Here is a 19210-nt window from a genome sequence, read left to right on the forward strand (position 1 = left end):
ATGACCGAGGACAACACGTCGGCCCGGGAGGCCACGCAGGATCTCGCCGGTCGCACGGCGATCGTCACCGGGGCATCCCGCGGCATCGGCCTGGCCACGGCGGCGGAGCTCGCGGCCCGCGGGGCCGATGTCGTACTCACCTCCCGCAAGCAAGAGTCCGCGGACGAGGCTGCGGCCGGAATCGATGGTAGCGCAGTCGGTTACGGTGCCCATGCCGTCGACGAGGACGCCGCTCGGGCATGCATCGACTTCACGCTCGAGAAGTTCGGCAGGATCGACATCCTGGTCAACAACGCGGGGACCAATCCCGCGTTCGGCCCGGTGATCGACCAGGACCACGCGCGTTTCGCCAAGACCTTCGACGTCAACCTGTGGGCGCCGGTGCTGTGGACGTCGCTCGCGGCACGGGCCTGGATGCGCGAGCACGGTGGCGCGGTGGTGAACACCGCCTCCATCGGCGGTATGGGATTCGAGGCGGGCCTCGGTGTCTACAACGCGTCCAAGGCCGCACTCATCCACCTCACGAAACAACTGGCGCTGGAGTTGTCGCCGACGATCCGGGTCAACGCCGTGGCCCCCGGTGTCGTGCGCACCAGGCTGGCCGAGGCGCTGTGGCGCGACCACGAGCAGCTGGTCGCCGCGGGCACGGCACTGGGCCGCATCGGTGAGCCGGAGGACATCGCCTCGGCCATCGCGTATCTCGTCTCCGACGGCGCGAAGTGGATCACCGGCGAGACGATGGTGATCGACGGTGGTCAGCGCCTCGGCAACGTCCAGATGTTCCGTTAGCGGTCTGCGGGGCGCTGCCCCGCCGGGGAACCGGTGACCACCGGGGCGACGAAGCGCGCGAGCATGTCTCGCTCCTCCGCGTCGTCCGCCCCGGGAACGGTCAGCAGTGACACGATGATCCGCACCAGCCACTTCGCGGCCGCCGGGGCGTCCGCGGCTCCGGATCCAGCGAGGAAAGCCGTCGCCAGGGACGAGATCACCTCCGACGTGTGGGACAGTTCCGCGGCCAGACCGGAGTTCCCCATCCGGAACCAGGCGGCGAGGATCGGCTCCTCGCGGACCAGTCGCACGGCGGTCAGGGCAGCCGCCACGACCCGTTCCTCCGGGTCGTCGGTCCCGGACACCGATTCGGCGACACGGGCGCCTATCCGCCGCGCCTCGCGGTGGACGAACGCCGACTGCAGGGCGGCCCGGTTGTCGAAATAGCGGTAGAGGGTGGCGCGCGAACAGCCGGCCGCGGTCGCCACGTCCCCCATACCCACCGAGTCGATGCCACGCTCGGCGAACAGCTGTGCCGCAGCGTCGAGGATTCGCTGGGCGGCCGCACTCGAGCGCTCGTCGCGCATCCAGTCGCCGCTCATGCCACTGCCCGGAACGGGACGTGGAGTGGCCGACGCACGTAGTTGCCGTCCGCGTAGACCACCGCGTCGACGTCCACGACGAACTCCGGGCAGCGTGCGAGCAACTCCTCGAGGGCGACCCGTGCCTGCATCCGCGCGGCCGCTGCGCCCAGGCAGTGGTGCGCGCCGTGGCTGAACGTGAGGATTTGCTTCGGGCGCCGTCGGATGTCGAGTTCCTCGGCATCGGGTCCGAACGCCCTGGGGTCGCGATTTGCGGAACCGTAGAGCAGCAACACCTTCCGGCCGCGGGGAATGGTCGTGCCCGCGACGGTGACATCCTCCGTGGTGGTGCGAGCCAGGCCCTGTACCGGTGAGGTCAGCCGGAGGAACTCCTCGACGGCATCGGCGATCAGGGACGGATCCGAGGCGAGCGCGCGCTGCTGTTCGGGGTTCCGGGTGAGTAGTTGCACGGCGCCTCCGAGCATTCCGGTGGTGGTGTCGTTGCCGCCCGTGACCATCGTGAAGGCGAATCCGAGGATCGAGAGCATCCCGGCGACGTCGCCGTCCGCGCCCATGCCCGCCGCCACGAGATGCGAGATCGTGTCGTCGCCCGGGTCGCGGCGGCGCATCTCGATCAGCCCGCCGAAGTACGCCATCAGTTCGGTGACCGCGTCGGCCGCCTCGATGGCGTTACCGTTCGCGTTCGCGGCGACGATGGCCTCGGTCCAGCCGTCGAATCGGGCCCTGTCGGCCTCCGGCACTCCGAGATAGTGGGCCACGACCATGCTGGGCAGGGGTTTGAAGAGCTGCGTCACCACGTCCCCTTCGCCGGCTGCCCGCAGCTCCTCGATGCGTCGGACGACGAACTCCCGCACCGCGGGCTCCACCGCGGTGACCTGGCGAGGAGTGAATCCCCGGGACACCAGCCGCCGGAAGGCGGTGTGATCCGGCGGGTCGAGCATGACCAGCGGTGGATTGTCCGCGAGTCCGATCTTCTCGAGTTCGCCGTAGGTGACGGTCAGCCCCTGCCCGGAGGAGAACCGTTCGTGGTCTCGGGCGGCCGCATAGACGTCTGCGTGCCGGGAGAGCACCCAGTAGTCGGCCCCCGGGTCCTCGTCCGGGACGACGTGGTGCACCGGGTCGTGTTCGCGCAGGTCGGCGTACATCTGCCACGGCGAGCGCCAGGAGGCACCGGAGAGCGGGCGGAACGACACTGGTCGAGACACTCCTGTTGTCATGTATCGACAATGAGACAACTCGAGCAAAGTGTCAAGGGTGGCCACCGTGGTCAGGCCGCCTGCGTGACCTCCACCCAGGCATCGATGGTCGGTTCGGCGACGAGATCGACCAGGTCCACGTCGGTGCCGCCCGACCGCCACCGTTCGACCAGAGTCATGGCGCGAATCGAGTCGAGGCCCTCGTCGAGAAGATTCGCGGTGTCCTCGATATCGGTGAGGGGAACGCCGAGCACCTCGGCCACGTCGCCTCGGATCTGTTCGCGGGTCAGGTGAGTCACCGATCGCCTCCATCTGCTGTACGGGATGTCCGTGTCGTCCGTCTGTCCGGTCGTGGGTGGTAGGAGTGTCGTCGCCGAACAGTCGTCCGTCGCCGAGCATTGTGCGGGGGCCTGTGTCCTGGAGGGTGGCCTCCGGGGTAGGTTCCCGAACGTACCTACTTAGCGAAGCCTAACTATATGCACCCCGGCGAAGCCGGACCGTATCCACACCCCGGCGAGGCCGGACCGTATTCACACCGAGGGGAACGTATGACGAGGGCGCAAGCCTCCCGTTTCGCGATCGACCTGTCTCCGCTGCGAGGCAGCCGGGAATTCCGGTACATCTTCGTCGCCCGCACGGTGTCGATCTTCGGCATCGGCATGATCCTGGTCGCGGTTCCGCTCCAGGTCTACGACATGACCGGCTCGACCTTCGCCGTCGGTACTGCGGCCGTGGCGGTCGGTGCCGCAGTCTTCGTCGGCACCCTGTTCGGGGGTGTCCTCGCCGATCGCTTCGACCGGCGGGTCGTCATCTCGATCGCCCGATCGGTCGCGGGCGTGGCGTTCGCGTTGCTCGCGGTCAACGCCTTCGTGCCGACGCCGCAGTTGTGGGCGATCTACGTGTGTGGGGTGATCGACGGCCTGGCAGGCGGAGTGTCGTCGACCGCGCTCATGGCGGTCATCCCGTCGTTGCTGCCGAAGGCGAAGATGGCAGCGGCCGGTGCGTTGATGACCGTCATGGCGGATCTGGGGACCGTGGCATCGCCCGCGCTCGGCGGCCTGATCATCGCGTCCTCCTCGGTGGGTGTCGCCTACACGGTGGCGGCGCTCTCGGCGGTGGTGACCACCTACTGCATCGCTCGGTTGCCCTCGCTGCCGCCGCCCGTGCGCAACACGGAGAATCCGCTGCGCTCGGTGGCAGGCGGGTTCTCCTACGCCGCCCACGATCCGGTGGTGGGCGGGACGTTGCTCGTCGGCTTCTGCGCGATGATGCTCACGGGGTGGAACGTCCTCCTGCCGGCGTTCGCGCGCGAGGTGCTCGATGCCGGCCCCGCACTGACCGGCCTGCTCTACAGCGCCCCGGCGATCGGTGCCCTGGCCGGCTCGCTCACCAGTGGATGGACCGGAACGACGAGGCGGTCCGGGCTCATCGTCTTCGCGTCGTCGATCGTCGCCGCGGCCGGGTTGGCGGGGGTCGGCGCGGCGCCGCTGTTCCTGGTGGCCTTCCTCGGCCTGGTGGCGCACGGGTTCGGCCGGGTGATCGGGGACATCCTGCGGTACGCCATCATCCAGACCCAGACCCCGGAGGAGTACCGCGGACGGATGGCCGGCGTGTGGGGCGCGCAGATCTCCACCGGGGTGGCCGTGGGTGCGCTCGTCGCCGGTGTCGTCGGTAGCCTGGTGGGGCCACAGGCCGCTTTTCTCGTATACGGCCTCGCGGGCGTCGTGGTCCTCGGGCTCCTCGCGGTGGTCCTGCGCGGTCTGCGGACACATGCCGGACATCAGCCGGAGGTTCAGGTCGCAGCCGAGTCCGGCTAGGGGCCGGTGGACTACCGGATCCCGGTGTGAACGACACCACTCCGTTGCCAAGGAGGGTGGGTGTCAGGTTAGCCTAACCACATGCCGCAGGTGCTCGGGAGGCGGCGGAACCGGAACGGCGGAAGGGCAGGAATGGCGACCGGACAGGTGATCGGCGATGTGGCCGAGGATTCGCAACCGACTTCCGAAGCAACGGGTTTCGTGCTCTCCCGGCCCTCCGGAACGGTCGAGGGCCGCGGGGTCCGCCAGTACTTCGACGACCCGGCCGCCGCCCGCGACGCCTTCCGTGAAGGTCGAGTGTCGGCCCTGGTGGGTGCGCTTCCGTTCGACCCGGACGGGCCGTGCTCACTCGTCGAACCCGTCGAGCTGCGCTCGACGCCCGGGCCGTGGCAGAACTCGGGTGGACGGGCTGCACAGGTGCGGGTCGGGGAGCCGCGATACCTGCCTGCCGACGACGTGCACGCGCAGAACGTGGATCGGGCCCTGGCATCGATCCGTGAGGGCGCCTTCGACAAGGTCGTTCTCTCCCGACGTGCCGTGCTCGCTGCGGATTCCGAGCTCGATCCCGCCGATCTGCTCGCCCGCCTGGTGGCCGGGGACCCGGCAGGCAACGGATACCTCGTCGAGCTCGGTGACCCGAGGGGCGGCGTCGCCCATCCGGTGCTGGTCGGTTCCAGCCCCGAGGTGCTGGTCCGTCGGCGCGGCCTGCACGTCAGCTGCCACCCGCTGGCCGGTTCGGCGGCGCGGGGCGCGACGCCCGACGAGGACACGGCGATCTCCGAAGGCCTTCTGGGAAGCGAGAAGGACAGCCGCGAGCACGCCCTGGTCGTCGACTACCTGCGCCGGGCACTCGAGCCGCTCTGCCGCGCCCTCGAGGTACCCGAGCGTCCCGCTCTCACCGCCACCGGACAGCTCTGGCACCTCGGTACGCCCATCGTGGGCACCTTGAAGTCGCCCGAGGTGACGGCATTCGACCTGGCCCGGGCGATCCATCCGACCCCCGCCGTGTGCGGCACCCCGTCCGAATCGTCACTGGCGTATCTGCGGCAGGTGGAGCCCGAGCGAGGGTTCTACGCCGGCACGGTCGGCTGGTGCGACGCGGCAGGCGACGGCGAGTGGATGGTCGCGATCCGCTGCGCGGAGGTCGCGGCGGACCGGCGCACCGTCACCGCACATGCGGGCGGCGGCATCGTGGCAGGTTCCGACCCCGCACTCGAGGTTGCCGAGACACACGCGAAGTTCCGGACCGTCCTGTCGGCCCTGCGTCCCTGACCGGCTGCCGAATCGCAATCCTCCGCCGCGGCGAGGTGAACTCCCTATCGTCGTAGTGGTGACGATGGATGCCGATCTCGCTCGCCGCGCCGCACTGCTCGGCCTCGCGGCCGGGCTCAGGAGTTCGCTCGGCATCGCCGCTCCGTGGGTCTCCGGGTTGTGGGTTCCTGCCGGGGACGGTGGCCGGCGCACCCCGCGCCTGCTCGCTGCCGGTGCTCTCGTGGTGGGCGAACTGATCGGGGACAAGCTTCCGCAGACGCCGTCCCGGCTGGCTCCGGCCGGACTCCTTCCCCGTATCGCAACCGGTGCGTACGGGGCATCGGTGCTCGCACGCCGGTGCGGGCGTCCTGCGTTGCCCGCCCTCGCGCTCGGAGCCGGGGCATCCGTCGTCGGCGCGTACGCCGGGCACTCCTGGCGCGCTGCGATCGCCGGGCACGATCTCCCGGACCTGCCCGCGGCCCTCGCCGAGGACGCGGTGGCACTCGTGGCCGCGGCCGCGGCGACTCGCACCCTTCCCAATTAATTGGACGTCCGATAATGTGCCGTGCATGAGTATTGATGTGCGCTCCGACACGGTCGACGGGGTGCTCCGTCGGTCTGCCGCTCGCAATCCCGCCACGACCGCTCTCACGTTCGAGGGGCGAACCTGGACCTACCGTGAACTCGACGATGCGGTCACCCGGGCGGCGAGCCACCTGCGTGGTCTCGGGCTCGCTCCCGGCGATCGGGTCGCCGCGTACGGCACCAATTCGGACGCGTACGTCCTCGCCTTCCTCGCCTGCGCGCGTGCCGGTCTCGTGCACGTCCCGATCAACTACGCGCTCGTCGGGGACGAGTTGGCCTATCTGGTGAGCCAGTGCGCGGCGCGCGCTGTTCTGATCGATCCTGCGTTGCAGGAGAAGTGGGCATCGGTGCCGGGGGCCGGAGGAATCGAGCACGTCATCACCCTGCGTGATGCGCCGCAGTCGCTGCTCGGGCGCGCCGCGTCCGGGGCGGTGACGCCACTGCCGGACGCGGCCGATGCCCGCGACCTCGCACAGCTGCTCTACACCTCGGGGACGACATCGAAACCCAAGGGCGCCATGATGAGTCACGGCGGGCTCGTCCACGAATACCTGTCGGCGGTGACCGCGCTGGACCTCGCCGCACAGGACAATCCGCTGGTCTGCATGCCGCTCTATCACTCGGCCGCGATGCACGTGTTCACGCTGCCCTACCTGTCGATCGGTGCGACGGTCAATCTCATGGCGGCACCGGACATTCCCGAGATCCTGCGCAGAATCGAACGGGACCGGATCGGCTCGCTGTTCCTGGCGCCGACGGTGTGGGTGCCGCTGGCCGGGCATCCCGATCTCGAACACCGGGATCTGTCCACGCTGACCAAGGCTCAGTACGGTGCGTCGATCATGCCGGTGACGGTGCTGAATCGTCTCCGCGAGCGCTATCCGGATCTGGGCTTCTACAACTGCTTCGGGCAGTCCGAAATCGGCCCGCTCGCCACGGTTCTCCGTCCGGAAGAGCACGAACTGCGCCCGTCGTCGGCCGGTCGCCCGGTGTACTTCGTGGAGACGCGGGTGGTCGACGCGGACGGGAACGACGTGCCGGACGACTCTCCCGGCGAGGTCCTCTACCGCTCGCCCCAGCTGTGTCTGGGCTACTGGGACAACCCGGGCGCCACGGCGGAGGCATTCCGGGACGGGTGGTTCCACTCCGGTGATCTGGTCACCCGGGATGCCGAGGGGTACCTGACGGTGGTCGACCGGATCAAGGACGTCATCAACACCGGCGGAATCCTGGTGGCCTCGCGGGAGGTCGAGGACGCGATCTACACGCACCCGGACGTGGCCGAGGTCGCGGTGATCGGTACCCCGGACGAGAAGTGGATCGAGGCCGTCACGGCCGTCGTCGTCTTGCGTGAGAACGGTTCTCGGATCAGCGAGGACGATCTCATTGCGCACGTGAAGGGCCGGATCGCCCCGTTCAAGGTGCCCAAGTCGATCCGCTTCGTGGAGTCGCTCCCCAAGAACCAGAGCGGCAAACTGCTCAAGCGAGAACTCCGCGCCGCCGGATGACGCGGCGGCGCGGATCGACGCGCACCGGGTGACTCGGACCGTCCACAGCCCGTGCGACGAGTGCTTCTGCCGACCGAGGACCTCTACAGGCCCAGATCCTTGGCGATGATCGTCTTCATGACCTCGCTGGTGCCGCCGTAGATGCGCGTCACCCTGGTGTCGGCGTACAGCCGGGCGATCGGGTATTCGGTGATGTAGCCGTATCCGCCGTGCAGTTGCAGACATTTGTCGATGACCCGGCCTGCGGCTTCGGTGCAGAACAGCTTGGCCCGGGCAGCGTCGGCCACCGTCAGCTGCCCGTCGTCGTGCAGATCCAGCGCCCGGTCCGACAGGAGCTGGATCGCCTGCACCTCCGTGGAGCATTCGGCGAGGACGAACTTGCTGTTCTGGAAGCTGGCGACGGCGCGGCCGAAGACCTTCCGCTCGCGCGTGTAGGCGAGAGCGTGGGACAGGGCTGCCGCTGCCGTGGCGGAGGCGCCCATCGCGATGGCCAGCCGCTCCTGAGCGAGGTTGTGCGTCAGGTAGGAGAAGGCGGCGCCTTCGTCCCCGAGCCGGTCCTCGACGGGCACCCGTACCCCGGCGAAGGACAATTCGGCCGTGTCCGACGTCCGGAGGCCGATCTTGTCGAGCTTGCGGCCGACGGAGTAGCCCTCCGTCGTGGCATCGACGACGAGGATCGTCAGGCCGGCGCGGCGGTCCTCGTCCGTCGCCGGCGCCGTGCGGCAGACCACCAGTACCCGGTCGGCCTGGGCGCCACCGGTGATGAAGGTCTTGGCTCCGTCGAGAACGTAGTGGCTGCCGTCGGCGGACAGTTTCGCCGTGGTGGAGATGTTCGCCAGGTCCGAACCGGTACCCGGCTCCGTCATCGCGATCGCGAACATCAGATCGCCGTCGGCGAAGGCGGGCAACCACCGCTGCTTCTGCTCGTCGTTCGCATACTCGAGCAGGTAGGGGAGGATGAGGTTGCTGTGCACGGAGTAGGCACCGAAGGACACGCCTGCTGCCGCGGTCTCCTCCGCGACGACGGCGGCGAACTTGAAGCTCTCCTCGCCGGCGCCGCCGAACTCCTCGGGCACCTGGATACCGAGGATGCCCAATTCGCCCAGCCGGTTGTAGAAGTCGCGCGGAGGATGCCCGAGTTCCTCCCACTGCGGGTGGGCGGGGACGACTTCCTTGGCGACGAAGTCGCGGACCGTCTTACGGAAGAGCTCGTGATCCTCGCCGAACACCGTGCGCTGCATGACAACTCCCGCTCTCTGAGGGGCGCCGTCCGGATCGGGCGCCCTCCTCGACTCCCGTGGTGCCGCCACGGGGTGGATGACCTCACCGTGCCGCAGACCCGGCGGCCTCGGCAGGGGCCTGTCGGCTATCGGTCGCATAGCGCCTGCCAATGACTCCTGCTCGCGCCGACGTATAGGCAGCGGCAGCCACTCGCTTCGGCGTCGGCGTATTGATCGCCCCTCGGTGGCCGGATTCAATGAGTGCAGCGTTGCTGTGAACTACGCCACTACAGGGGGCTGATGTGACGTGGGGCAGCCGACGACAGATCCTCCGAAAGGACCATCCGAAGTGAGTACCGGAACCATCTCGGGCGCGGTGAGCAGGGTAGTCGAGCCCGGCACCGAGTCCCGCCGCACCGCCTGGGGACTGACCTCCCTGCTCGTCGTCCTCTACGTGGTCAACTACGCGGACAAGGCGGTGCTGGGCATCATCGCCCAGCCCGTCGCGCAGGAACTCGGCCTCAGCTCCTCCCAGATCGGCCTCGTCGGAAGCCTCTTCTTCCTGACCTTCACCATCGGCGGATTCTTCGCCGGGGCCATCAACAAGTGGATGACCCTGCGCTGGGCGCTGGTCGTGCTCGCGCTGTGCTGGTCGGTGGCAATGCTGCCGATGGTCGTGGTCGCGACGTTCGTCGTACTGATCGGCAGCCGGTTGTTCCTCGGCCTCGCGGAGGGGCCGAGCTCGGCGCTCGTGCACACCGCGGCCTACTCCTGGCACGCACCGGAACGTCGCGGCCTCCCCGGCGCGCTCATCGCCGGAGCGGCGTCGATCTCGAAGATCGCGGTCGCACCCGCGCTGGCCTTCATCACCGTCACCTGGGGATGGCGGGCCGCACTGATCGCGCTCTCCATCGCGGGCCTGGTGTGGTGCGTCGTCTGGCTGGCCGTGTGGAAGGAAGGCCCCTACATCGCCGGTAAGAAGGCCGGTGGCAAGAAGGCGGTCGCCGCCGCGGACGAAGAGGGCGTGGGCGAGGAAGCCGTCGTCCCCGCGGCCACGGAGCCGCACGTGCCGTGGATCCGGATCTTCACCACCCGCACGTTCGTCAGCGGCGTGTTCCTGGTGATGAGCGTGTACGCCCTGGTCACCGTCGTGCTCACCTGGCTGCCCTCGTACTTCGAGGTGGGGCTCGGGTACAGCCGGCTGCAGGCGGGCTCGATGTTCGCGTTCCCCAGCATCGCGGGCCTGGCGCTCATGCTCCTGACCTCGTCGGTCGGTGACCGGCTGATCACGCGCGGCGCCACCAGCCGAGTCATCCGTGTCATCGTGCCGGCCACCGGCGTCCTGATCTGCGGCGCCATTCTCTTCATGCTGCCGTCGATCTCCACCCCCGGCCTGGCGGTGCTCGTCGTGTCCGTCGGCTACGGGTTCGCGGCCTCGGTGTTCCCACTTCTCAACGCGGCGATCTCGGAGATCTGCCCGCCCCGGCAGACCGCGGGAACACTGGGTGTCTTCATGGCGATCATGGCGATCGGCGGGCTCGTCGCCCCGTACGCCACCGGTCTCATCGTGGACGCCGCCAGCACCCCGGCCGCCGGGTACGCCACGGCCTTCCAGGCGCTGGGCGTCGTCGCGGCGGTGTGCGCGCTCGCCGCACTGCTGCTGGCCGACCCGGAGCGGGACAAGGCACTCGTGCGTGGGGTGGCGCCGTCGGCCATCGAAGCTCCGGGCGCCGCGAAGTAGGCCGTCCGCGCTTCCATAGGAATCCACTCATCGTTCGATCACTCGAATCCCGTTGTTCTGCGCAGCCGTTCGTGATCGATTGGTAGACACGACACCCGACCAACGAAGGAAGACCATGCGTGATGCAGTGATCGTCGACGCCGTCCGTACTCCGATCGGACGCCGAGGCGGCGCCCTGTCGGGAATCCACCCCGCGGATCTGTCCGCCCACCTGCTCGAGGCGATCGCCGCACGGACCGGAATCGATCCGGCCGTGGTCGGCGACGTGATCTGGGGATGCGTGAGCCAATCCGGCGAGCAGGCGGGCAACGTGGCCCGCACCGCGGTGCTCGCAGCCGGTTGGCCGGAGAGTGTCCCGGGGACCACCCTCACCCGGGCATGTGGTTCGAGCCAGCAGGCCGTCGCCTTCGCCGCGGCTGCGGTGATCGCCGGTCAGGAGGACATGATCCTCGCCGGCGGTGTGGAATCGATGAGCCGGGTCCCGATGGGCAGTGCGAGCAAGAACGGCGAGCACAATCCGGCCTCGGTCCTCGACCGGTACGGCGTGGACGGATTCAGCCAGGGGACCGGTGCAGAGATGATGGCGCAGAAATGGGCGCTCTCCCGCACAGTGCTCGACGAGTACTCGCTCCTGTCGCACGAACGAGCGGCCGCCGCAGCAGATTCCGGAGCGTTCGACCGGCAGCTCGCGCCGGTCCCGGATGTCCTGTCCGGCGACGAGGGAGTCCGGCGGGGCGGTACCCTCGACTCCCTCGGCAAGCTGCGCACCGTCTTCAAGGAGGACGGTGTCATCCACGCGGGCAACTCGTCGCAGATCTCGGACGGTGCCGGTGCGCTCCTGGTGACGACGAGCGAGAAGGCGGCCGCGCTCGGGTTGACGCCGTTGGTGCGGGTGCACACCAGCGTCGTCGCCGCGGACGACCCGGTCATCATGCTCACCGGGCCGATCACGGCCACCGAGAAGGCGCTGTCGCGGTCGGGGCTGTCCATCGGCGACATCGGTGCCTTCGAGGTGAACGAGGCATTCGCGCCGGTCCCTCTGGCCTGGCAGATCGAGACCGCGGCGGATCCGTCCCGGATGAACCCGCTCGGTGGTGCGATCGCGGTGGGGCATCCACTCGGTGGATCCGGCGCGATCCTGATGACCCGACTCGTCCACCACATGGTCGACAACGGGATCCGGTACGGGCTGCAGACGATGTGCGAGGCCGGTGGTCAGGCCAACGCCACCATCCTCGAACTCGTCTGATCCGGCTCCCGACCTCTCTCGCACTCTCGAACAGGAAGAACATGAATCTCAAAGGACTGTCCACCGCCGTCACCGGAGGCGCCTCCGGGTTGGGGCTGGCAACCGCACGTCGACTCGTCGATGCGGGGGCCCAGGTCACGCTGATCGATCTGCCGTCCTCCCGCGGCGAGGAAGCCGCGGCGGAACTCGGGGCCGACACCCGATTCGCGGCGGCCGATGTCACCGACGCCGACCAGTTCGCGGCCGCGCTCGATGTCGCGGATTCCCGGGGCGGGCTCCGCGGGCTCGTCCACTGCGCCGGTGCCGGACGCCGGATGCGAATCCTCGATTCGGACGGGCGCGCCGGCTCGCTCGAGGATTTCGAGTTCGTCGTCCGGCTCAATCTCGTCGGGTCGTTCAACGCGCTGCGACTCGGTGCCGAGCGGATGGCCCGGAACGACGAGATCGACGGTGAGCGCGGCGCCGTCGTGCTCACCGCATCCGTCGCGGCGTTCGAGGGACAGATCGGGCAGATCAACTACACCGCCTCCAAGGCGGGCATCGTCGGGATGACGGTGACCGCGGCCCGCGATCTCGCCAGCAGGCGGATCCGGGTCTGCACGATCGCTCCCGGCATCATGGACACCCCGCTGCTCGCGCGCCTGCGGGACGACGTCCGCGCCTCGCTGGAGAAGTCTGTGCCCAACCCGTCCCGGCTCGGGCAGCCGGACGAGTTCGGTCATCTCGCGGCGTCGATCCTCGAGAACGGTTACCTCAACGGCGAGACGATCCGGCTCGACGGGGCAATCCGCATGGCACCCCGGTGATCCGGAGAACAGGAGCATCCGTGTCCACGGCAGAGAGCACCGCGACGAGCACCGTCCTGAACTACCCCCGGGTCACGCTGGCTTCGCTGCCCCCGAGCATGGCCGCGTCCTACGGAGATCGCCTGGCCGTCGTGGACGGCACCCGCACGATCACCTACCGCGAACTCGACGCGCGGACTGCCGCGTTCGCGGCAGCGCTGCGTGCCGGTGGCGTCGCCGAGCGTGACGTCGTGCTGCTGCACCTGGGCAACGGCATCGAGTTCCTCGTCGCGTACTACGGCAGCCTGCGAGCGGGGGCCACCGTGACCCTGGTCAATCCGCTGCAGCCCGTGCCCGGCCTGCGCAACCAGATCGTCGAGACCGGTGCCGTCGTCGCGGTGACCGAGGCCGCGCAGGCGGTGAACCTGTTCGCGGCGGCGGAGGACACCACCGTCGGGTCCGTCGTCCTCGTGACCGGGGACGAGGCGGTACCGCAGGGCTCGGTCCCGGTCGTGACCTTCGACGAGTTCCTGACCCGGGCTCCGGCCGAGGAATTCCCGATCGGCGTCACCGGGGACGACGTCGCCCACCTCGCCTACACGGGCGGTACCACCGGTGTGTCGAAGGGCGTTCGGGTGTTGCACCGCAACGTGATTGCCAACGTGACCCAGATGATCGGCTGGCGGGCCGGGCATCGGGTACTCGCCGGATCGGATGGTCTGCTCACGCTGGAGCCGATGACCGAGGTGGAGGATCGGGGTGTGGAACCGGGGGCGGGCGCCACGATCGTGGTTTCCCCGATGTTCCACGCTCACGCCCTGATCAACACATCGTTCCTGCTGCTGAGCGGGGCGACTCAGGTTCTCGCCGGACGGTTCGATCCGGCTCGGATGCTGGCGCTGATCGAGGAACACCGGGCCACCTACATCACCGGTAGCCCGGCGATGTGGCACGCCGTGGCGACCCACCCGGACGCCCGGACCCGGGACACCGACTCGGTGCGGGTGGTGTCCTCCGGTGCCGCGCCGATCGATCGCGTCACGCTCGACGCGCTCGGCCGGGCCTTCCCTTCGGCACGGGTGGTGGAAGGCTACGGGCTCACCGAGGCCACCTGCCTCGTGGCCTCGGCGCCGCTGACTCGGCGGGCCGGCTACCGGATCGGGAGCGTCGGGGTACCGACCTTCGACACGGAGGTCGAGATCCGCGCCGTGGGCGATCCGGGGACCGTGCTTCCTGCGGGGGAGCGTGGACAGCTGTGGGTCCGAGGGCCGCAGGTGACCGACGGCTATCTCGGACACCCGGAGACGACGGCGGAGCAGTACGTCGACGGCTGGCTCGACACCGGAGACATCGCATACCGCGACGACGACGGATACCTCTACATCTGCGACCGCGCCAAGGACATGCTGATCTACAAGGGGTACAACGTGTATCCGCGGGAGCTCGAGGAGATCCTGGTGACGCATCCGGGTGTGTCGGCCGCTGCGGTCGTCGGGCGTGATGCGGGAAGCATCGGCCAGGAACCGGTGGCGTTCGTGGTTCCCGAGCCCGGACACGACGTCGACGAGAAGGCGATGTGTGACTTCGTCGCCGAACAGGTGCTGCCCTACAAGAAGATCCGCGACGTCGTGGTCGTGGACGCGCTCCCCACGTCCGCCGCGGGCAAGATCGTCAAGGCCCGGCTGCGTGAGCAACTGGTCGCCGACGCGGCGACCGGATCCTGACCCGGCCCGCCGGCCGGTCGTTCACGACGCCCTGATCAGCTCGATGAACGCCTGGCCGGCAGGGGAGAGCCGCTCGGGGTCGTAACCGACGCCGAACGGCCGGACGAAGCGCGGAACCACCGGCCGCACCACCGTGCGATCGGCGACCGATTCGGCCATCGAACGCTCGACCAGCGTTCCACCGAGCCCGGCTGTCACCAGTGGCAGCCGGGCTTCGCGGTGCTCGGACAGCACGGCGATCTCCGGGCGTACCCCGGCTGCCCGGATTCCGGCCTCGATCTCGTCCGCGACCGAGCCGCCCCGAGGGACGAAGACCATCGGGATGTTCGGCAGATCCGACAGGTGCACCGGGCCTTCCGGAAGATCGGTACCGTCCGGATAGACCAGCCAGTACTCCTGCTCACCGAGGATCTCCACCGCCAGGTCGCCGTCGTCGAGTGGAAGATGCGTCACGACGAACTCGCTGTGACCGTCGCGGATGGTCGCTGCCGCCTGACCCTCGTCACGGAGCTCGGAGAACCTCACCGTCACGCCGGGATACATCGCTCGGAACTCGGCGATCAGTTCGACGAGCCGTCCGACGGCGATGGGCGGGAAAGCGGAGATCTCCAGTCGCCCGGCGAGTTCGCCGCCGGAGGCGGCCAGCCTGTCCCGGACCGCGGTCACGTCCCGCAGGATCTGCCGTCCCGGCCCGACCAGTGCGCGGCCGGCCGCACTGAGTACCATCCCGCGGCCGATCCGGTGGAACAGTTGGACACCGAGTTCGCGTTCGAGCCCTCGTAGGGCCTGCGACACGGTCGGCTGCGCGACTCCGAGAGCGGCGGCGGCCCCGCCGATACCGTCGTATTCGACGACGGCGAGGAAGTATTCGACCTGGCGTAGTTCCACGGTCAGTGGCCTCCCTGCTCGTCTGGGACGGGTTCGTCGGCTCGGGAGAGATCGCGGCCGGAGTGATCGAGACCGGAGTGATCGAGACCGGGTAGCCCGGCGCCGGCGACGGAGAGGAATGCCTCGGCAGCGGGTGAGGGCCGACCCGGCCTGGTGAGGAGCCCCACCGATCGGGTCACCGGAGGATCGAACGAGCGGACGACCGAACCGGGAACATGATTCTCGGCGACCGAACGCGGCAGCACCGTGGCTCCGACGCCACGGACCACGAACTCCCAGGTGGCCGTCGGGTGGGCGCAGTCGACCACGACGTTGGGTGCACCCTCTCCGAAGAGTTCGGCGAACAGCACCGTGTTGCCCCGATCGCCGAGATCCAGTACCAGAGGAAGATCCCGGACCGCCACGCGGGGAACGGGATCGGGAAGGTCGGTGGACAGATGTTCCGGCAGCGCCAGGACCAGCTCCTGTACGCCGAGAGGGTGTACGGAGAGAGGGCCGTGGTCGCTGTCGAGGTCCACGACCCCGATCTCGGCCTCGCCGCGCCGGATCGTCGCCGCGGCGGAGCCCGGGCCCTCGGCCGAGATCAACCGGACGATGATCCCGGGGAAATGTTCGCGGAAGCGCCGCACGATTCCGATGAGCGGGTCGATCGAGAACGCCGAGTAGGTCACGACGTCGACCCGCCCGGCGGCGAGTGTCCGTACGGAGGCGACGGACGCTTTGGCCCGCGCGACGTCCGCGAGAATGCGCCGTGCCGCCACGTCCAGCCTGCGCCCGGCCTCGGTGAGCTCGAGCCTGCGCCCGGTGCGGTCGAAGAGGGTGACGCCGAGCCGGCGCTCGAGTGTGCGAATCGCCTGCGACAGCGACGGCTGCGAGATGTACAGGGACTGCGCCGCCCGGGTGATACCGCCGTGGTCGACCACCGCGACGAAGTACGTGACGAGGTGCAGATCCACTGCTCTATCGTACGGAACTGCTGTACGAGGCAGTAGCGATGTCCGCGATACGAGCCGGTACCGCGTGCCACCGCTCCGGCCGGGTGCCCGCCCGGTGCACCAGACCGCGATCCTCGAGGACGACGAGATGGGCCTGGGTCTCCCGCACCGCGAGGCGTCCCAGATTCTCTGTCATCTCATCGAACGGTCTCGACCACGAGATCTGCGTGGTGATCTCCCACGCCGTCGACTCCGGATACGCGGCCGTGGCCGCGCGGATCTCGTCGAGACGCGCCTCGTGGTGCGCCCGGAGGTCGCGGGCGCGGGCGGCCAGGCCGCGGAACCGGTACTCGTGCGACGGGAGGACTTCTCCCTCGGGGAAGTCGACGGTGGCATCGAGCGAGCGCAGATACTTGCCCAGCGGGTCCGGCAACTGGCCCGGAATCGTGGAGATGTTGGGGCTGATCCTCGGGAGTACATGGTCACCGCTGAACACGAGTCCGGCGTCGTCGTCGACGAAGCACAGGTGGCCCGGGGTGTGTCCGGGGGTCCACGCGGCGCGCAGGCTCCACCCGGGCAGGTGCAACCCGGCGCCGTCGTCGAGCAGGATGTCCGCCCCGTCCCCTTCCGCGAAGCGCACGAGTTCGACCATCCCGGATTCCGCCACTCGCCCCGGAGCGCCCAGCTGGTGCAGTTGGGCGGCGGCGACGGCCTGCTGCTCGTGTGCCCGCGGCTCGTCGTGGTGCCGGAGCAGCGCAGCATCCGAACGGTGCATCGCGACCGCCGTTCCGCTCGCGGCGCGCAGTCGGGGTACGAGGCCGAAGTGATCGGGGTGCAGGTGGGTGATCGCGGTGTAGCGGACCTCGCGCACGTCGTGGCCGGTCGCACGAATACCCGCTGTCAGCGCGGCCCAGGATTCCTCGCTGTCCCATCCGGCATCGATCAGGGCGAGTCCGTCCGGCAGTGCCAACGCGTAGACGAGGACGTAGCGCAACGGATTGCCCGGCATCGGGACCGGGATGGACCAGATCCCCGGACGTACCTGCTCGACCGGAGGAAGTACCTTGTCGCGCCAGGCTTCTCGCTGACGGTGGCCGGTGATCTCGATCATGCGTGGGCTCCCGATCGGTGCGAGGTCCCGGGCCCCGGCTCCTCCGGGAGCCGGCCGCCGAGTTGTTCCCGCAAGGTGCGTTTGAGGATCTTGCCGCCCGCGTTGCGGGGCAGTTCGTCGACGAAGTGCACGTGCCGGGGCTTCTTGTAGGACGCGAGTCGTGATGCGGCGAAGTCCACCAGCTCCCCCGCACTCGGGGCGAGCGCCCCGGGCACGAGTCGCACGGCCGCGGTGACGGCTTCGCCCCACACCGCGTCGGGAATACCGACCACGGCCGCCTCCGCGACTGCGGGATGCTCGACGAGGGCCGATTCCACCTCGATCGGGTAGACGTTCTCCCCACCCGAGATGATCATGTCCTTGAGGCGGTCCGTGACGTAGAGATATCCGTCCGCATCGAGATGACCGGCATCGCCGGTGCGCAGGAACCCGTCGGCCGTGAACAACTCCGCCGTCTCCGTCGGACGCTTCCAGTATCCGGAGACGTTGTTGCGGGAGCGGCAGACGATCTCACCGGTGTCTCCCGTCGGCAGGGGCGCACCGGTGACCACGTCCCGGATGTCGATCTCGACGCCTGGCATCGGCCTTCCCGCGGAGCTGAGCAGGTGCGCCCGTGGGCCGCTCGGGTCGTGGTCCTCCACCGCGAGCGCGGAGACGGAGCCCGTCGTCTCGGTCATCCCGTAGCGCTGGACGAATCCGCACCCCAGCCGGGTGATCGCCTCGGTGAGCAGTGCCGCCGTCGCGGGCGACGAGCCGTAGAACACCACCTCGAGGCTGCTCAGGTCGTGGTCCTCGAGAGTCGGGACGTCGAGAAGCATGCGCACCGTCGACGGCACCAGGAACGCGTGCGTGATTCCGTGGGTCTCGACGAGTCCCAGGACCTCCGCGGCATCGAAGTTGTCGAGCAGCACCACGTGGGCGCCGGCCGACAGGCTCGAGGAGAGCCACCCGGCGCCCGCGATGTGGAACAGCGGCATCGCGTCGAGTGAGACGGAGTCGTCCTTCCATCGGTAGACCCGTAGCCCCGCGTCGTCGTTGTGGAGGTTGCGGTGCGTCGACACCACGCCCTTGGGCCGCCCCGTGGTGCCGGACGTGTACAGCTGCAGGACGGCAGTGTCGGGATCGGTGCCGTACCCGGGATCGTCCTCCGACCCGGAGGCGACGAACGAGGCCCACCCGGCATCACCGGTCCCGCCGCCCGAACTGTCGCTGGAGTGTGCGTCGTCGACCCAGACGACCTGCACGGCGGGGAGGGCGGCTCGGACGGCATCGGCCGATTCCCGGAAGTCGGTGTGGGCGATCAGTACGGAGAGTTCGGCATCCACCGCGATGTCGGCGATCTCGGTGGCCGGCAGCCGCCAGTTGAGGGGAGTGAACACCATCCCGGCCTTCGCCGCACCGATGAAGCCCGCCGCGCCCTCCGGTTGCATCCGGAGCAGCGCACCCACCCTGCTGCCCGGGGCGGCGAGCGACGTCAGTGCCGTCGCGACGCGGTTCGTCTCCCGGTCGAGTTCGGCGAAGGTCCAGGACGAGTCGCGGAAGCTGAGCGCGGGGCGGTCGGCTCGGTCCACGGCGTAGCGCCGAATCCGGTCGGGTAGGTGCAGTCCGTTCACATCGCACTCCTGGGAAGCTGTGGTGCGGCTCCGGCAGGGGCGCCGCCGGTAGGGCGGCAGGCCGGAGGAGCCGCGGGACGATCGTCCTCCTCAGTGGAGCATCACTGTGATCGCCGCGACAAAGACGTAGACGCGTACGGACCGTGAGGCCCTGCCTATGTGGCGCGGCCTTCGCGTCGGAACAGATGCACCCCACAGTGATCGAGCGGAACCTTCG

The 19210-nt window shown here is 69.2% G+C and carries 17 protein-coding genes; 9 read left to right on the plus strand and 8 right to left on the minus strand.

Annotated elements, in window-relative coordinates:
* Positions 1-789: an SDR family oxidoreductase gene (locus G4H71_RS12070; protein ID WP_072737207.1), complete on the plus strand. Its 789-nt coding sequence runs from the start codon at positions 1-3 to the stop codon at positions 787-789.
* On the opposite strand, the gene G4H71_RS12075 is transcribed toward G4H71_RS12070, so the two are convergent.
* The 3 genes from G4H71_RS12075 to G4H71_RS12085 are packed head-to-tail and all read right to left on the minus strand — an operon-like array spanning position 786 to position 2865.
* On the minus strand, positions 786-1370 hold the full coding sequence (locus G4H71_RS12075) for a TetR/AcrR family transcriptional regulator (RefSeq protein ID WP_072737206.1): 585 nt from the start codon (positions 1368-1370) through the stop codon (positions 786-788). The two genes, G4H71_RS12070 and G4H71_RS12075, sit on opposite strands and share 4 nt — an antisense overlap.
* On the minus strand, positions 1367-2587 hold the full coding sequence (locus G4H71_RS12080) for a cytochrome P450 (protein ID WP_072737205.1): 1221 nt from the start codon (positions 2585-2587) through the stop codon (positions 1367-1369). The genes G4H71_RS12075 and G4H71_RS12080 overlap by 4 nt, the downstream gene beginning before the upstream one ends.
* Positions 2588-2637: 50 nt before the next feature.
* Complete coding sequence (locus tag G4H71_RS12085; RefSeq protein ID WP_217631308.1) at positions 2638-2865, minus strand: phosphopantetheine-binding protein; 228 nt, start codon at positions 2863-2865, stop codon at positions 2638-2640.
* Between the two features lie 249 nt (positions 2866-3114).
* Here G4H71_RS12085 and entS point away from each other — a divergent pair, with 249 nt between their 5' ends.
* The 4 genes from entS to G4H71_RS12105 all read left to right on the plus strand — a co-directional run bounded on the left by entS (position 3115) and on the right by G4H71_RS12105 (position 7727).
* On the plus strand, positions 3115-4383 hold the full coding sequence (gene entS / locus G4H71_RS12090) for an enterobactin transporter EntS (RefSeq protein WP_072737203.1): 1269 nt from the start codon (positions 3115-3117) through the stop codon (positions 4381-4383).
* A gap of 132 nt (positions 4384-4515) precedes the next feature.
* Entirely contained in the window at positions 4516-5655 is a 1140-nt protein-coding gene (locus G4H71_RS12095; RefSeq protein ID WP_083342972.1) for an isochorismate synthase, read from the plus strand.
* 58 nt (positions 5656-5713) lie between these two features.
* Positions 5714-6178: a hypothetical protein gene (locus tag G4H71_RS12100; RefSeq protein ID WP_139183196.1), complete on the plus strand. Its 465-nt coding sequence runs from the start codon at positions 5714-5716 to the stop codon at positions 6176-6178.
* 25 nt (positions 6179-6203) lie between these two features.
* Positions 6204-7727: a fatty acyl-CoA synthetase gene (locus G4H71_RS12105; RefSeq protein ID WP_072737201.1), complete on the plus strand. Its 1524-nt coding sequence runs from the start codon at positions 6204-6206 to the stop codon at positions 7725-7727.
* 83 nt (positions 7728-7810) lie between these two features.
* Here G4H71_RS12105 and G4H71_RS12110 read toward each other — a convergent pair whose 3' ends face one another.
* On the minus strand, positions 7811-8968 hold the full coding sequence (locus tag G4H71_RS12110; protein ID WP_072737200.1) for an acyl-CoA dehydrogenase family protein: 1158 nt from the start codon (positions 8966-8968) through the stop codon (positions 7811-7813).
* A 328-nt stretch (positions 8969-9296) separates the two neighbouring features.
* On the opposite strand from G4H71_RS12110, the gene G4H71_RS12115 reads away from it, so the two are divergent.
* The 4 genes from G4H71_RS12115 to G4H71_RS12130 all read left to right on the plus strand — a co-directional run bounded on the left by G4H71_RS12115 (position 9297) and on the right by G4H71_RS12130 (position 14446).
* The gene (locus G4H71_RS12115; RefSeq protein ID WP_072737199.1) at positions 9297-10688 is read left to right on the plus strand and encodes an MFS transporter; all 1392 of its coding nucleotides are present in this window, start codon (positions 9297-9299) and stop codon (positions 10686-10688) included.
* A gap of 115 nt (positions 10689-10803) precedes the next feature.
* Positions 10804-11937 (plus strand): thiolase family protein, encoded by a 1134-nt coding sequence (locus G4H71_RS12120; RefSeq protein WP_072737198.1) that lies wholly within the window; start codon positions 10804-10806, stop codon positions 11935-11937.
* A 41-nt stretch (positions 11938-11978) separates the two neighbouring features.
* Positions 11979-12743, plus strand: coding sequence for an SDR family NAD(P)-dependent oxidoreductase (locus tag G4H71_RS12125; RefSeq protein ID WP_072737197.1), 765 nt, complete (start codon positions 11979-11981; stop codon positions 12741-12743).
* Positions 12744-12841: 98 nt separating this feature from the next.
* On the plus strand, positions 12842-14446 hold the full coding sequence (locus G4H71_RS12130; RefSeq protein WP_083343008.1) for a class I adenylate-forming enzyme family protein: 1605 nt from the start codon (positions 12842-12844) through the stop codon (positions 14444-14446).
* Between the two features lie 21 nt (positions 14447-14467).
* On the opposite strand, the gene G4H71_RS12135 is transcribed toward G4H71_RS12130, so the two are convergent.
* From G4H71_RS12135 to G4H71_RS12150, 4 genes are read right to left on the minus strand one after another with little or no spacing between them, the layout of a single operon-like run.
* The gene (locus G4H71_RS12135) at positions 14468-15334 is read right to left on the minus strand and encodes a LysR family transcriptional regulator (RefSeq protein ID WP_072737196.1); all 867 of its coding nucleotides are present in this window, start codon (positions 15332-15334) and stop codon (positions 14468-14470) included.
* A 2-nt stretch (positions 15335-15336) separates the two neighbouring features.
* Positions 15337-16290 carry a LysR family transcriptional regulator gene (locus tag G4H71_RS12140; protein WP_072737195.1) on the minus strand — a complete coding sequence of 318 codons (954 nt, stop codon included), beginning with the start codon at positions 16288-16290 and terminating at the stop codon, positions 15337-15339.
* Positions 16291-16294: 4 nt separating this feature from the next.
* Positions 16295-17380, minus strand: coding sequence for an MBL fold metallo-hydrolase (locus G4H71_RS12145; protein WP_072737194.1), 1086 nt, complete (start codon positions 17378-17380; stop codon positions 16295-16297).
* Positions 17377-18993 carry a long-chain-fatty-acid--CoA ligase gene (locus G4H71_RS12150; protein ID WP_072737193.1) on the minus strand — a complete coding sequence of 539 codons (1617 nt, stop codon included), beginning with the start codon at positions 18991-18993 and terminating at the stop codon, positions 17377-17379. Before G4H71_RS12150 ends, G4H71_RS12145 begins: the two co-directional genes overlap by 4 nt.
* Between the last annotated feature and the right edge of the window lie 217 nt (positions 18994-19210).

The sequence above is a fragment of the Rhodococcus triatomae genome (assembly GCF_014217785.1).
In the GTDB taxonomy this organism is placed as follows: domain Bacteria; phylum Actinomycetota; class Actinomycetes; order Mycobacteriales; family Mycobacteriaceae; genus Rhodococcus_F; species Rhodococcus_F triatomae.